14 protein-coding genes are annotated in these 14219 nt (G+C 26.6%); 7 read left to right on the top strand and 7 right to left on the bottom strand.

Annotated features, from left to right (window positions below):
• The first annotated feature begins 80 nt into the window (after nucleotides 1-80).
• From CQA44_RS00330 to CQA44_RS00300, 7 genes are all read left to right on the top strand, one after another.
• On the top strand, nucleotides 81-1049 hold the full coding sequence (locus CQA44_RS00330) for a glycosyltransferase family 2 protein (protein ID WP_115545300.1): 969 nt from the start codon (nucleotides 81-83) through the stop codon (nucleotides 1047-1049).
• On the top strand, nucleotides 1046-3103 hold the full coding sequence (locus CQA44_RS00325; protein WP_115545299.1) for a glycosyltransferase: 2058 nt from the start codon (nucleotides 1046-1048) through the stop codon (nucleotides 3101-3103). Before CQA44_RS00330 ends, CQA44_RS00325 begins: the two co-directional genes overlap by 4 nt.
• Before the next feature lie 2 nt (nucleotides 3104-3105).
• On the top strand, nucleotides 3106-4143 hold the full coding sequence (locus CQA44_RS00320; RefSeq protein ID WP_115545298.1) for a D-alanine--D-alanine ligase: 1038 nt from the start codon (nucleotides 3106-3108) through the stop codon (nucleotides 4141-4143).
• A gap of 15 nt (nucleotides 4144-4158) precedes the next feature.
• Nucleotides 4159-4866, top strand: a complete 708-nt coding sequence (locus CQA44_RS00315) for an alpha/beta fold hydrolase (RefSeq protein ID WP_115545297.1) — start codon at nucleotides 4159-4161, stop codon at nucleotides 4864-4866.
• Nucleotides 4856-6295: a UDP-N-acetylmuramoyl-tripeptide--D-alanyl-D-alanine ligase gene (locus tag CQA44_RS00310; protein ID WP_115545296.1), complete on the top strand. Its 1440-nt coding sequence runs from the start codon at nucleotides 4856-4858 to the stop codon at nucleotides 6293-6295. The genes CQA44_RS00315 and CQA44_RS00310 overlap by 11 nt, the downstream gene beginning before the upstream one ends.
• Before the next feature lie 11 nt (nucleotides 6296-6306).
• A complete protein-coding gene (locus CQA44_RS00305) occupies nucleotides 6307-6792 on the top strand; it encodes an HIT domain-containing protein (RefSeq protein WP_115545295.1) in 486 nt (161 codons plus the stop codon).
• A gap of 69 nt (nucleotides 6793-6861) precedes the next feature.
• Nucleotides 6862-7821: a flagellar basal body P-ring protein FlgI gene (locus tag CQA44_RS00300; protein WP_115545294.1), complete on the top strand. Its 960-nt coding sequence runs from the start codon at nucleotides 6862-6864 to the stop codon at nucleotides 7819-7821.
• Between the two features lie 15 nt (nucleotides 7822-7836).
• Here CQA44_RS00300 and CQA44_RS00295 read toward each other — a convergent pair whose 3' ends face one another.
• The 7 genes from CQA44_RS00295 to CQA44_RS00265 all read right to left on the bottom strand — a co-directional run bounded on the left by CQA44_RS00295 (nucleotide 7837) and on the right by CQA44_RS00265 (nucleotide 14179).
• The gene (locus tag CQA44_RS00295) at nucleotides 7837-8172 is read right to left on the bottom strand and encodes a hypothetical protein (RefSeq protein ID WP_115545293.1); all 336 of its coding nucleotides are present in this window, start codon (nucleotides 8170-8172) and stop codon (nucleotides 7837-7839) included.
• 39 nt (nucleotides 8173-8211) lie between these two features.
• Entirely contained in the window at nucleotides 8212-8727 is a 516-nt protein-coding gene (locus CQA44_RS00290) for a hypothetical protein (RefSeq protein ID WP_115545292.1), read from the bottom strand.
• Nucleotides 8728-8907: 180 nt separating this feature from the next.
• Nucleotides 8908-10638: a Na/Pi cotransporter family protein gene (locus CQA44_RS00285; protein WP_115545291.1), complete on the bottom strand. Its 1731-nt coding sequence runs from the start codon at nucleotides 10636-10638 to the stop codon at nucleotides 8908-8910.
• 28 nt (nucleotides 10639-10666) lie between these two features.
• The gene (locus CQA44_RS00280) at nucleotides 10667-11578 is read right to left on the bottom strand and encodes an LPP20 family lipoprotein (protein ID WP_115545290.1); all 912 of its coding nucleotides are present in this window, start codon (nucleotides 11576-11578) and stop codon (nucleotides 10667-10669) included.
• Nucleotides 11575-12150, bottom strand: coding sequence for an LPP20 family lipoprotein (locus CQA44_RS00275; RefSeq protein WP_115545289.1), 576 nt, complete (start codon nucleotides 12148-12150; stop codon nucleotides 11575-11577). The genes CQA44_RS00280 and CQA44_RS00275 overlap by 4 nt, the downstream gene beginning before the upstream one ends.
• Nucleotides 12151-12190: 40 nt before the next feature.
• A complete protein-coding gene (gene lpoB, locus CQA44_RS00270; protein WP_115545288.1) occupies nucleotides 12191-12802 on the bottom strand; it encodes a penicillin-binding protein activator LpoB in 612 nt (203 codons plus the stop codon).
• 9 nt (nucleotides 12803-12811) lie between these two features.
• On the bottom strand, nucleotides 12812-14179 hold the full coding sequence (locus CQA44_RS00265; RefSeq protein ID WP_115545287.1) for a hypothetical protein: 1368 nt from the start codon (nucleotides 14177-14179) through the stop codon (nucleotides 12812-12814).
• Between the last annotated feature and the right edge of the window lie 40 nt (nucleotides 14180-14219).

Here is a 14219-nt window from a genome sequence, read left to right as displayed (position 1 = left end):
TAGAATCTAGTCTTTAGTTCTAATATATTTTTAACAAATTTATTTTATAATCTATAATAAAACTATTAAAAGTGAAGAAAATGCCTAAAATCTCAATTGTTATTCCAATTTTTAATGTCCAAAATTTTCTAAAAAAAAGTATAGAATCTTGTATAAATCAAAGCTTTAATGATATAGAAGTAATCTTAATAGACGATAAAAGCACAGATTCTAGCTTAGATATTGCTAAAGGTTTTAAAGATGACTTGAGAATAAAAGTTATTTCTAATGAAATTAATGTAGGCACTTTTTTAGCTAGAGCTAAAGGGATTGAAGCTGTAAGTGGAGAATATATATTATTTTTAGACTCTGATGATTATTTAAGAGAGGATTCTTTAGAGAGTTTATATAGCCTTGCTAAGAAAAGTGATGCTGATATGATTAATTTTGGCATTATAAATGAACCTTTTGTAAAAAATGCTACTTTGCCAAAGGTTTATGATAATGAAATTATAGGAGATGAGATTGCAAATGAAGTTTTTATTAAAAACTTCAAAAAATCTTGGTTTATATTGTGTTCTAGAATGTTTAAAACAACTCTTGTAAAAAAAGCTTTGCAAAAATTATCTTTTATTGATAGGCATTTAATTTCATCTGAAGATAGCATTCTATTTTTTGTTATTTGTGTGCTAGCTAGAAAGAGTGTTGGAATAAATGAAAACTTTTATATTTATTGTGCTAATCCTAATTCAATTATGCGCTCAAGGGATAGAGATAGGCTTTTAAAACAAATAGAAGATAGGAGGTATTTAGATAATTGTTTGTATAAGCTATGTGATGATAAAGAGTTAACTCAAAATATTTATTTTAAAGAATGTTTGTTTAATTTATCAAACTTGCTTAATTACTTTATTTGCTTTTCAAAAAGGTTTTTAAAATCTAAAGAATTAAATGATAAAATACCACCCTATATTAAATATAGCATTTTATCTATGAAATATATGCCACGTTGGCAGATTATAGCAAAACTAGGAATTTTTATTTTAACTTTTGGATATAAAAAATTATGAATTTTAAATTAAGGATTAAATTATTTTTAAAATCTTTATTTAATATTGTTTTTAAAAATAAGACTTTTAAGAATAGTATTTTGAGATTCTTTGGAAGGGATTATGAGCTTAGTAAGGATGAATTAGAGAGTTTGTTTTCTAAACCAATACCTTTAGATTCTAAAAAAGGTGATTTTATAGTATCTCTTACTACCTTCCCACAAAGAATTCATATTTTAAAATATACACTACATTCTATATTTATGCAAAATCTTATTCCTAAAAAAGTAATTTTATCTCTTAGTTTAGAAGAATTCATAGATAAAAAATTACCAAATGAGATAATGGAGTTTAGCAAATTTGGATTAGAAATTTTATGGAATGATAATAATCTTAGACAATATAATAAAATTATTCCTGTATTAAAAGCATATCCAAATGAAGTAATAGTAACACTTGATGATGATATATATTATCCGCAGAATCTTTTAAAAGGTTTATATAACTCATATTTAAGCAATAAAAATGTTATTTGGGTGCAAAGAGGTAGAATCCTAACTTATTCTAGCAATAAGATTGATACTTTTTTTAATTGGAAGTTAGTAAAAAAGCATAATAAAAAATATCAAAATAAACCATTATTCAATATATTTTTAGAGGGGGTTGGTGGTGTTTTATACCCCCCAAACTCTCTCCATAGAGATGTTTTAGATGAGGATAAATTTCTAACTTTATCACCAAAGGCTGATGATGTTTGGCTTTGGGCTATGGCGGTATTAAATAAAAGTAAGATTTGTGTAGTAAGTCAAAATCTAATGGCAAATGGTAATGCTATGATTATATCTCCTTATGAAAAATCTTTGTGGCTTGATAACTTAACATTTGGTAATGATATTCAATTATCAAATATATTAAAGGCTTATCCTAAAATATTGGATATATTAAACCAAGTTGATTATTTAAGGATTCTGCAGTTAGGGAAGTTTTATCCTCCTGATTTAGGAGGTATTGAGAGTGTTATAGAGGATATTACTATATCTCTTAGAAAAAGAGGTTTGCATAATGATTGTTTATGCTCTAATTCAAAACTTTATTATAAAGAGGAAATTTTATCTTGTGGGGCAAAGATTATGCGTTGTGCATCATTTGGTAAAGTTGCCTCTACTTCAATTTCTCCACAAATGATTTTTAAACTTAGGAGTATAATTAATAATTATGATATTATTCATATCCATTTACCTGATCCTATGGCAAATATTGCACTTCTTTTATCAAATTATAAACATAAAAAAATTATTTTGCATTGGCATTCAGATATTATTAGACAAAAGAGGTTATTAAAGCTTTATTTACCATTTCAATATAAGCTTTTAAAATATTCAGATGCAATTATTGCAACCTCTGAAAAATATATTGAAGAAAGTAGTTTTTTACCACTTTTTAAAGATAAATGTTTTGCTATCCCTATTGGTTTTGATAAATCCATATTATTAAACTCTTTTAAGAATCATACTTCACCTTTTCCAAGCAATAAAAAGATTATTTTTTCACTTGGTAGATTTGCTAAAAATAAGGGTTTTGAATATCTAATACAAAGTGCAGAGTTTTTAAGCGATGATTATTTGATTTTTATTGGTGGTGGCGGAAGTGAGCCTTTAAAAAAGAATTTTTTAGATTTAATAAAACGAAAAAACTTAGAAAATAAGGTATTTTTGATTGGCAAAATAGAAAGAGCAAATTTAGCAGAATATTATAAAAATTGTCATATTTTTATTCTTCCATCATTGCAGGAATCTTATGGTATAGTTTTAGTTGAGGCTATGAGCTTTAAAAAGCCTATAATTTGTACTAGATTAAAACCTTCAGGTATTGATTTTATTAATGAAGATAATGTTAGTGGCATTGTGGTTGAATCTCACAATCCAAAGGCAATAGCCGATGCTATATCAATGATAGATAAAAATTATGATTATTTTGCGAAAAATGCTTATGATAGGTATTTAAAACATTTTACACAAAAAAAGATGATAGATAAAATCATAAATTTATATAATGATATTTACAAAAAGGGGTAAAAATGGATTTTATAGTGTTATTTGGGGGTAATTCCTATGAGCACGAGATTAGCATAGTAAGTGCAATAACGCTTAAAAAAGAGTTAGATAATATTTCTCATTTTATATTTGTAGATTCTGCTAAAGATATTTATTTAATACCAAAAGATAAGATGACCTCAAAGCATTTTAGTAGCTTTGGTTATAAGAAAGATTCTAGGTTAAGCATTGTAAATGGAGGGTTTGAAAAGCAGTGTTTTTTAAAAAAGGATATTTTAAGAGGAGTAGTTATTAATCTAATACACGGTAAAAGTGGAGAAGATGGACAAATAGCTTCATTAATGGAATTTTATAATATAAATTATATTGGACCTAGGATTGAAGGAAGTGTCGTTAGTTTTAATAAAGAGCTAACAAAAATTTTTGCTAAAAATAGAGGCGTAAATGTGCTTGATTATTATATCTTAAGAAGAAATGATGATTTTTCTTTTTTAGAGCAAAAGATTCCATTTATTTTAAAGCCACTAAGGCTTGGAAGCTCTATTGGCATATCCATTGTTAAAGATAAAAAAGACATTGAATATGCTCTTGATAATTCATTTGAGTTCGATAATGCTTTACTAGCAGAATCTTTTATTTCAAATGTTAGGGAATATAACCTTGCAGGTTGTTTGGTAGGTGATGAATTTAGGCTCTCTATGATTGAAGAAGTTAAAAAAGATGAATATTTTAATTTTGATAATAAATACTTAGATTTTAGAGGAGATAGAGAAAAAAAAGAGGCACAGCTTGATAAAGAGCTAAAAAATAAGATAATAGACTCCTTTAAAAAGCTATATTTGAATTGTTTTGAGGGAGCTATTGTTAGATGTGATTTTTTTGTAATTGACAATGATGTTTATATAAATGAGATTAATCCAGTTCCAGGCTCAATGTCATATTATTTATTCTCTAATTTTAAAGATGTGATTAATAGTCTATCAAATAATCTTCCAAAGTCAAAAAATATAGCAATAAAATATCAATATATCTCTAAAATTCAATCTCAAAAAGGTAAATAATAAGTAAGGCAATTTATGGCTATTAGACATATAAAATTGGATAATAAAAATTTTGATATTAGTTATATCTTATTAGATAATAAGCAAAAAGATTGGATATTAATCTTACATGGTTGGGGTGCTTCTAAAGAGTTAATGTATAATGCCTTTAGAGCTAGCTTTAAACTATATAATCATATTTATATTGATTTACCCGGATTTGGCAATAGTAGTAATAATTTTATATTAGATTCTAAGTTATATGCAAAAGTAATAAAAGCATTTTTAGATTCTATAAACATTACTCCAAAAGCAATTCTAGGGCATAGTTTTGGGGGTAAGATTTCTCTTTTATTAAATCCTAGGATTTTAATTTTACTTAGTTCTTCTGGGCTTGTTAAAGAAAAATCTCTAAAAGTAAAGTTAAAAATAAAATTAGCTAAAATAGCTAATCTATTTGGTCTTAATATAAATTCTCTTCGTTCAAAAGATGCTCTAAACCTTAGTAAAACTATGTATGAGACTTTTAAGATAGTTGTTAATGAGGATTTTAGTAAAGAATTTAGTGAGTATCAAAATCAAGCCTTTATATTTTGGGGGCGAGATGATGATATTACTCCATTGTATTTGGGAGAAAAAATGAAATTTTTGATTAGAAATTCAGAATTATATGTGTTTAATGGAGGGCACTTTTTCTTTTTAGAGAATACAAATAATATAGATAGGATTTTTAATGGAAAATAATATACTTTTTCACCTATTAAACTTAATTTTTATGTTGTCTTTAGGCTTTTATTTAATGCAAAATTTGCAGTGGTATAATTATAGTTTAATTAGGATTGTTACTAAACACTCAAAGCCTTATTGGCATTTTATATACTTAGCATTGCCTGTTATTTTATTTTTTATTTTAGGAAATTATTTTTATATATATTTAATCATTCATATAGCATTACTTGTTTATTGGTATTATAAGCTTGATAAAAAGTTGGTTTGGACAAATAGAATAAAGAGATTTTTTGTTACATATATAATTTTTCTAGTTATTGATTTTGTAGTTATTATAATAACCGATATGCCAGATTATTTCTCTTTTGTTGCTTTAATTATTGCAATGATTACCTCTAGAGTGGGTGAGTATGCAATAATGCGTCAGTATAGAAAGTTAGCAGAGCAGAAATTAAGTTTTATGAGTAATGTTAAAATAATTGCAATTACTGCAAGTTATGGAAAAACAAGTATTAAAAACTTTATTTTAGCAATTCTTAATAAACAATATAATACTTATGCTACGCCAAGAAGTGTTAATACTATAAATGGAATAATTGATGATATTAACAATAATCTCCCATTTAGTACAGATATTTATGTAGTTGAAGCGGGGGCGAGAAAAAGTGGTGATATAAGTAAAATTTCAAATTTATTAAATCATCAATACGCAGTTATTGGAGAGATTGGTGAGGCACATATAGAGTATTTTAAAAATATAGAAAATATAAAAAATACAAAATATGAGTTATTAGAAAGTAAAAGATTAGAGAAGTTATTTTTATATAAAGATAATGAGACACCCCCTATAAACTCAAAAATTATTACTTTCCCTCCTGAAATAAAAGATATTAAGAGTGATTTATTTGGTTCTAGCTTTTCTATAAAACTTGATGATAAGTTTTATGAATTTAGCACGAATGTATTAGGGGAATTTAATGTAATTAATATTTCTGTTGCAATTCTTGTAGCATATAGTTTTAAGATAGATATAAAAGATATACAAAAATCTGTAAAAAATTTAACTCAAGTTGAGCATAGATTAGAAAAGCTTGAATTAAATGGAAAGATTATTTTAGATGATAGCTTTAATGGTAATTTAAATGGTATGAGAGAGTCTATAAGGCTTTCATCACTTTATAAAGATGGTAAGAAGATCATTGTAACCCCGGGACTTGTTGAGAGTAATGAAGAAAATAATAGAAAACTTGCAAAATTGATTGATAATGTTTTTGATATAGCAATTATTACAGGAGAGTTAAATAGTAAGATTCTTGCACAAAATATTAATAAAGCACAGAAAATTATCATAAAAGATAAAGTAAATTTAAATAATATATTAGCCTCATTTTCTCAAAGAGGAGATTTGATATTATTTGCAAATGATGCACCAAATTATATATAAAGCGAGTTATTATGGATATTTTATATGCTCCTTGGCGTGAAGCTTACTTTACTGAAGATAAAAGTGAATGTGTATTTTGCTCTATTGTAAAAAATAAGCATTTAGATGAGCAAAACAAGGTTATATATAGAAATGAGAATCTATTTATTGTAATGAATAAGTTTCCATATACTCCCGGGCATATTTTAGTAATTCCAAATATACATATAGATTCTCCTGAAAAGCTTCCTAAGGATATTTGGCTTGAGTTATTTTCTAAAGCACAAGATTCTATGCAAATACTATATGATTATGGTGCAAGTGGAATAAACCTTGGTATGAATATTAAGCAAAATGCAGGGGCAGGGATACCTGAGCATTTACATCTACATTTACTTCCTAGATGGAGCGGTGATACTAATTTTATAACCGCTATTTCAAATACTCGTTCTTATGGCATTGATTTTAATAAAGTGTTTGAGAGGATGAAGGACTTAGCAAATAAATATTTAAACTAGAGGTTTTCTTTAAATTATTTTTGGAATATATTTTGCTTTTTAATTATAATTAATTTACAAGGAAGTTAAATGTTTAGGTTTTGCTTAATTATAGCATTGTTTTTAAACCTTAGCTTTTGTGCAAAAATAAAAGATATTAGCAATGTTTTAGGTGTTAGAGAAAATGAGCTTACAGGATATGGTTTAATTATTGGTTTAAATGGCACAGGTGATAAGAGTAACTCTAAATTTACAATGCAAGCAGTATCAAATATGCTTGAAACTATGAATATTAAAGTTTCTCCAAATGATATTAAATCTAAAAATGTAGCTGCAGTAGTAGTAAGTGCTAAACTTCCTCCATTTGCAAGGGCAGGGGATAAAATAGATGTGTTTGTTTCATCAATAGGTGATGCAAAGTCTCTTGCTGGGGGAACTCTAGTGCTAACTCCCTTAAGTGCAATAGATGGTAATGTTTATGCTATAGCACAAGGAAATATCTCCCTTAATTCTAATTCTCCAAGTGCGACTATATCAATGGCTGGAACTATCGAAAGAGAACTAGTATATGATATTTATAATAAGCAAAATGCAACACTAAGCCTAAAAGATGCAGATTTTAAGAATGCAATAAATATTCAAAAAGCAATTAACACTCATTTTAATGAGAATGTAGCTCTTGCAAAAGACCCTAGAACTATATCTTTAACAAAACCTAAAGATATAGGAATGGTAGAGTTTCTATCACTAATACAAGATATTAATGTTGATTATTCCAAAGGTGATAAAATTATAATTGATGAGCAAAATGGCACTATTATAACAGGTAAAGATATAGCTATCGAGCCAATTACAATTAGCTATGGAGATATTACTATTGAGGTTTCATCATTGCTAAAGCTTAATGGAGCAGAATCTAATACTTCTCCTACAATCTCATCTCTAGTTTCAGCCCTACAAAAGATAGGCACTACACCACAAAATATTGTCTCAATTTTAAATGCAATGAAAAAAAGTGGGGCGATAAATGTAAATATAGAAGTTATTTAGAATCTTAAAAAGATTCTAAAATGTATATGAATAGCTTATAAGCCCTAAAACTTTTAGTTGGTAGTAATTATAAGCAAAACTACCATTTATATTCATACTTTTTGCAATATCATTTACATTGATATTATCAAATGGTATCCATCTAGCCAATAATTCTATTCTATGTTTGTGAAAGAAGCCAAAAGAAAACCCTACATTAATAATAGCACCAAATTTATTTACTTTATTAAATAATATATTATCTTTATATATCATATATGCCCCACCAACTCCTAAGATTCCACCAATGCTAAATGCTTTATTTTCACCAAAAGCAAATTCTGGTAATAAATCTACCCCCAAACTTAACATATAAAAATTAGAATCTAAAGGGACATTTTCACTAGTTTGTCATATTATTCCACCACTAATTATATTCCCATCATTATCTTTTTGTCCTATTCCATACCCTATTCCTATCTCTCCAAAACCTCTAATTCCTATATATGGATTAAAAAAATGTATATATCCACCATTAATTCCTAATGCAAAATGACTAGTTGCTATAACTATGTCTCTTTGATTTCTATTCCTTTGATTATTTATATTATTTACTTGGTTAGTTGAAATATTGACATTATTTATTAGCCCTCCACCAAGATTTACACCAATAAAGCCTCCACTTTTAAGCTTTGCAATATCACTAGAATCTAGTGTTTTTAAAGTATTAGAATTTTGCTTATTAACTTCTATTTTTTGCTTAGAATCTTTTTTATCTAAATTATAAGTAGAATCTTTTGCTTTATTTTCTTTAAACTTCTTATATTCTAAGAATTCTTCATAATCACTCATTTCATTTGCATTTATTGATAAACTGCAACCCATTAAACCAAAAGCTAGTATTATTGTTATAATTAATCTCTTCATCTTTAATTTTCCTATAATATTAAAAATAAAGTTGCCATTCTACCCCCCCCCTACATTAATATAAGCTTAAAAATTAATTTAAACTTAAAGTTATCGAATACTTTAATTGGGATTATTACTTTCATTGGAATGTTTTAGGGTAATTTTTTGATAAAAATTAATATTTAAAGAGAGAATTCTTTAAATATCTACATTATATAGATTGCTAATAGCCTCCACCAAAGCTAGGGCTATTCTTTTGATAAATGATAAGTCATTTATCATAGATGTTCCCTCTGAAATATTAATTGATTTTTGTGAAATTAATTGGTCAATTTTATTTAAAATATCAAAATCATCATAATTAAATGAAGATTTATATTTAGATATTTTTTTGAGTATTTGGACATTGTCTTCATCAGAGATTCTTAACTCTTCAATACTCCTTAAAAGATGTGCTAGAGTGATTCTCATCTTATCATACTCTTTGCTTAGTATTTTATTTTCAGACATTGAGTATTTTTGTATATTTTTTTGAACTAATCTCATATGTTTTGTTGCTTCAACTATACTTTTTGAAGCCATTTGTAGCTTGAAAACTTCTTTCATTTGTTCTTCTTTTCCCATATGGGTTTTTGCTTTTGTAGTAAAGTCTATAATTGCATTTGAGAGAGATTTAATTTTTGTATCATATAAGGAATCTATATCAATTTCATCTTTTAGTAATGCTTTATTATTAGATAGATTTTCTATTGGTTCAAAAGAACGGATTGCACTTCTGTCAAAACCTATGCTATGGGCAATAATACTTAGTGAGTTATCATATAAATGTTTTGTTTCATTTCTTATTGCTTCTAGTGAAGCATTTGCAAAATCTATCTTAGATTCATCTAAATATATTGGACTATCTAAGTCTCCTTGTTTTTTGTTTGATATGAACTTTTTTAAATAATATATAAATTTATTTAATATAGGAATCATTATAGCAATGCCTAAGCAGTTAAATAATGTATGAAAAATTGCAAGTTTAAGATTAATATTTTCTATTCCTACTCCCATTGCAATTAAATCAACTATAAATATTATTTGTTTTATAAGTAGTATTGCAAAAAATGCTGTGATTATATTAAATACAATGTGTGCCACAGCAAGACGCTTTCCATCAATACTAGCATTTAGTGCTCCTATCCCTGTGGTGATTGAACTTCCAAGTTGTGCTCCGATAGTTAGGGCTGCTCCATTATCAATAGAAATTTGTCCTGTGCTAAGCGTTGCCATAATTAAGACTAATGTAGCGTGGGTTGATTGCATAATTAATGTAGCAATAAGCCCAATTCCTAAGAATACAAACATTCCTTTTATGCCTGCTATATTGTATTGTGCAAATTCAATTGTGCCTTGATATTTATGAAATCCCATTTGAATATAGGCTATTCCTAAAAATACAAATCCAATTCCAGCAAGTATATATCCAAATCCTTTTATAGCTTTTAATTTATGAAATAAGAATATAACACCAAATGCAATTATAGGTAATGCAAATGCCGAGATATTAGCTTTATTCCCTATACTTGCAATAATCCACGCTCCTGTGCTATTGCCTAGATTTGAACCAAATATTATTCCAACTCCTTGTATAAGTGAGATAATGCTAGCTGATACAAATGATATAGCAAAAAGTGAAATTAATGTGCTTGATTGCATAATAGTAGTAGATATTGCACCAAATGCTATGCTTTTAAAAATATTGCCTGTAACTTTTTTCATCATTTTTTCTAAAAAGCCACCACTAAGCATTTTAAAACCATCTTGTAATACTAACATTCCAAAAAGAAAAATTGCAACTCCAGATATTATCTCAATGCTTGCACTAAACTTATAAAATACATAACATAACATTATTATCGCTGCTGGAGTAAATATTTTTTGCATATAAAACCCCTCCTATAAATAATTTATTTTATTCTTTTATCCAAGTAGATAATTTTTTGTATAGCTGTGCTTTTATTCTATTAATTGCACTTGTTAGATTCTTATTCTTATCTTTTAGATTAGTGTTAAAAACTACATTTCCATTGCAATCTTTAATGTTTATAATAAGATTTAATTCATTATTATTAATATAATAAATATTTTCAATATAGTATATTGTTTCATCTTTTGAAGTTATATTAAAAAATTTTTTATATTCACTCATTAAGGCATTATCTATATCTTTATATTTATTACTATTGCCATTTTTTGCAAAAGACACATAATAAGCATTGCTAGACTGACTTAGGATTTCTTTTGTATTTTTTAGTATGTTTTTTTCTACCACATTTCCTTCAAGTGCTAAAATGTATTTAGCCTTTTGGTTTGCTTTAGAATATAGTTCATTTAATTTATATTGTTCTTTAGGTGAGTATGTATTGCAACCTAGCGTTTTTATATCATTTATAATATTTTTAATTGATATTATTTGCTTTTGTATATCAGCATTAAATTTTTTAGTTAGTAACTCTTTTTTTATTTTAGCTTGAGTAAAAAATCTATTGTTTATTTCTTCTGTATTGATATATTCTACATTATCTAATTGTATATCATCTACACTAATTCCAATATTGCTATTAATTTTATTTGATATATTAGAATCTATAGCTTTTTTTTCTATTTCAAGGCTAGATTCTATATTTAGTGATATTTTAGAAGCTATATCTTCTATTGCCATTATTTTTGCTTCTTTAAGATTATCTCCTTCTCCTATGCCATATATATAATTAGTATTGCTAGGGGTATTTAAATACCACTCTGGATATTGTATTTTAGGGTTTGAGCTACAAGCTATGATTGTAAATAGAATGATTAAAAAAAATAATTTTTTTTTAATCATTCTAAGCCATTGCCTAGAGCTTTATCTAACGCATTTAAAAATTTATCTTTTTGCACAGGCATAGTTTCATTAGAAATACTTTGCATAATACTTTCTTTTGCTTTATTACTAATTGAACTATCCATTTCAACTAATACAAATATTTGTTTGCCATCAGGTGTAATCCAAGTATCTTTTTGCTTAGTGCCAATCATAGTTTGAGATACTATTTGTTTTGTTATTTGTTCGCTATATTTTTCTACATTTTCATTATAGCTATTATTGCCAATACTTTGGGAGATAGCATTATTAATTACACCTTCAACCTTTACAGATACCATTCTTGCTAGTTCATCTCTTGCCATAGCTAAAGCCTCATTCCTTGCAAATTGAAGCCCAGCTTTTGATATATTAGCACTACCAATAGCACTTAATCCATTACTTCCACCATTTAGCACCCAAGATGGTGCTCCTATTAGGTTATTTGCCTCTAGTGCCGAATTTTCAATACTACTTGCCCCTTCATTTAGTCCATTTTTAGATGAACAACCAATTATCAATAATACAACTAGAAATGACAAAAATATTTTCATTTTATTTCTCCTGTTTTTTAATATTAAAATTATAGCTAAATTACCAAGCTACATTATTATTACTGCCTACCTTTATGATATTTATCTCATCATCCCATAAAACTAATCCACTTTTTATATCAGTTAGGGTTAATAAAAAATAGTAATCAATTCTTTGTTTTGAAGATGATAGTTTTGTATTTTTTTGTATGATTTTTCCAGATAATGATAATTCAGGTGAGATTAACTCACCTTTTTCAATAGTGGTGTATTGATTAAATTCATCATTATCTCTAGTATTTCTAGCTTTATTAATCATAGTATCTTCCATAGCGCCATTTCCTGTTATGGCTAGTGTTAGAATGTATTTTCCACTATTCCTCATTTCTCTTGTTACTTTTCTAGTTAATTGTTCTGTATCAATTAGCTGCATAGTGTCATTTATCACATCAGATATTGCCAATACTTTTGGTTTATTAGAATTAATGCTTTTTGTATATTTGCTTGAAAGTAGAGATTCCACACCTTTTTGTGCAGCATCTTCTATATCGTGATAGTCCAATCCAGAGGTTGTGTATTCTTTAGAATCTTTTAAAGATATGTATTCCACCTTATTAGAACAGCCAGCAAAAATACTTAAAATTATACTAAACCATAATAAATAAATTTTCATTCTATTTCCTTACTTGAAGTGATGAATAAGGCTAATTACCTTATTTGTAAATACTCTAATATAAATCATATTATCACTATTTAGGCATAAGTCCTTGCAATCATTATTAATTATGAAATTATATATAATTTTATTATTTGCGTATATGTAAAAATTATTTTTGCTATTTTTTATTCTAAATGCTATAAATTTAAGTGGTAAAATCCTTGAGCTTCTAATATCTGCATTTGTAGTAATTTTACTAAACAATGCTCCACCAATTAGTCCTAAAATACCAATTTTTTCTGATAAAAGATATTGTAAATATGCTTTATATGAAGATGATATAAGCGAAGTTGTGATCATATAAGGTAGTTCAATACTAAATTCATTCTCAACTATCATTTGTAAGCTACTTATCTCAAATCCATTATATTCTATATCTCCCTTTAGATAATAGTTTTTATAAAACTCTTCTCCAGAATCTAGATTTGGCAAGGCTATATTTAAATATATCATATTCTTAGAAAATAAAAATAATGGAAAATCAATTCTAAATTCATATTTCTTAGGACTTCTGCCATCTTCTATAAGAATCCAAGTATAATTTGCTTTATCTCCATTTTTGCGTTTGCTTAGAATCTCCAAGTCTTTCAAAATTTCTTCTTTTTTGCTTATTGAATAGGATTGCCTTAATAAATCATTTGCTTTATTAAAGTCGTTTTGTGTTAAGAAAAATATCCCAGATACATAAGGAATAAGAGGGTTTATATAGCCATCATAAGCTCTAAATGATGATATATTTGTGTAATTTTTAAGTAGTATGGAGTTCATACCTTTTGAAATTTCATTAGAATCAATTCCACTTATTTCATTTTGAAAATCAGCATTATTTTTTTCTATGGATTGTTTTGCTTGATTTATATATGATGAAAAGTAATCAGCAGACCTTCTTTGTCTATCATTTGCACGATTGAATTCTACTCTAGCACTCTTATAGTCATTAATAAATATTGCGCTTAAAGCTTTATAGTAGTTTATAAACACTGCTTCATAATATTTTCCACTATATTCAAAGATATTATTGCTAACTAAAATTGTAGCTAATGTCTTAAATGTAGAATTTATAGCGGTTTCACCGCTAATATTTTCAAAAAATTGCTCACTTATATTAAAGTAATTTATACTTTCTTCAAAATCACCCATTTGATATGCTAAAATCCCACTTTGAAAAGCCCACAGAAAGTCGCTATTGGAGTATTTTTTAACATAATTATATGAGCTTATAATCTCATCATTTTTATAATACATTTCATCTAATTTTTGAATATCACCCATGCTAGAACAGGCACTAAATAATATAGCAAATATTATATTTATAGAAATATTCTTTAGCAACACAAACCTTAAATTAAATTTTATTTTGATAGAATTTTGC

The organism is Helicobacter sp. MIT 14-3879 (genome assembly GCF_003364125.1).
Note: the sequence above shows the minus strand (reverse complement) of the source record. Positions and strands in the feature narration are given on the sequence as shown.

Coding starts and splice junctions, on each gene's coding strand:
- CQA44_RS00330 (WP_115545300.1), top strand. CDS start 81: ATGCCTAAAATCTCAATTGTTATTCCAATTTTTAATGTCCAAAATTTT.
- CQA44_RS00325 (WP_115545299.1), top strand. CDS start 1,046: ATGAATTTTAAATTAAGGATTAAATTATTTTTAAAATCTTTATTTAAT.
- CQA44_RS00320 (WP_115545298.1), top strand. CDS start 3,106: ATGGATTTTATAGTGTTATTTGGGGGTAATTCCTATGAGCACGAGATT.
- CQA44_RS00315 (WP_115545297.1), top strand. CDS start 4,159: ATGGCTATTAGACATATAAAATTGGATAATAAAAATTTTGATATTAGT.
- CQA44_RS00310 (WP_115545296.1), top strand. CDS start 4,856: ATGGAAAATAATATACTTTTTCACCTATTAAACTTAATTTTTATGTTG.
- CQA44_RS00305 (WP_115545295.1), top strand. CDS start 6,307: ATGGATATTTTATATGCTCCTTGGCGTGAAGCTTACTTTACTGAAGAT.
- CQA44_RS00300 (WP_115545294.1), top strand. CDS start 6,862: ATGTTTAGGTTTTGCTTAATTATAGCATTGTTTTTAAACCTTAGCTTT.
- CQA44_RS00295 (WP_115545293.1), bottom strand. CDS start 8,172: ATGTTAAGTTTGGGGGTAGATTTATTACCAGAATTTGCTTTTGGTGAA.
- CQA44_RS00290 (WP_115545292.1), bottom strand. CDS start 8,727: ATGAAGAGATTAATTATAACAATAATACTAGCTTTTGGTTTAATGGGT.
- CQA44_RS00285 (WP_115545291.1), bottom strand. CDS start 10,638: ATGCAAAAAATATTTACTCCAGCAGCGATAATAATGTTATGTTATGTA.
- CQA44_RS00280 (WP_115545290.1), bottom strand. CDS start 11,578: ATGATTAAAAAAAAATTATTTTTTTTAATCATTCTATTTACAATCATA.
- CQA44_RS00275 (WP_115545289.1), bottom strand. CDS start 12,150: ATGAAAATATTTTTGTCATTTCTAGTTGTATTATTGATAATTGGTTGT.
- lpoB (WP_115545288.1), bottom strand. CDS start 12,802: ATGAAAATTTATTTATTATGGTTTAGTATAATTTTAAGTATTTTTGCT.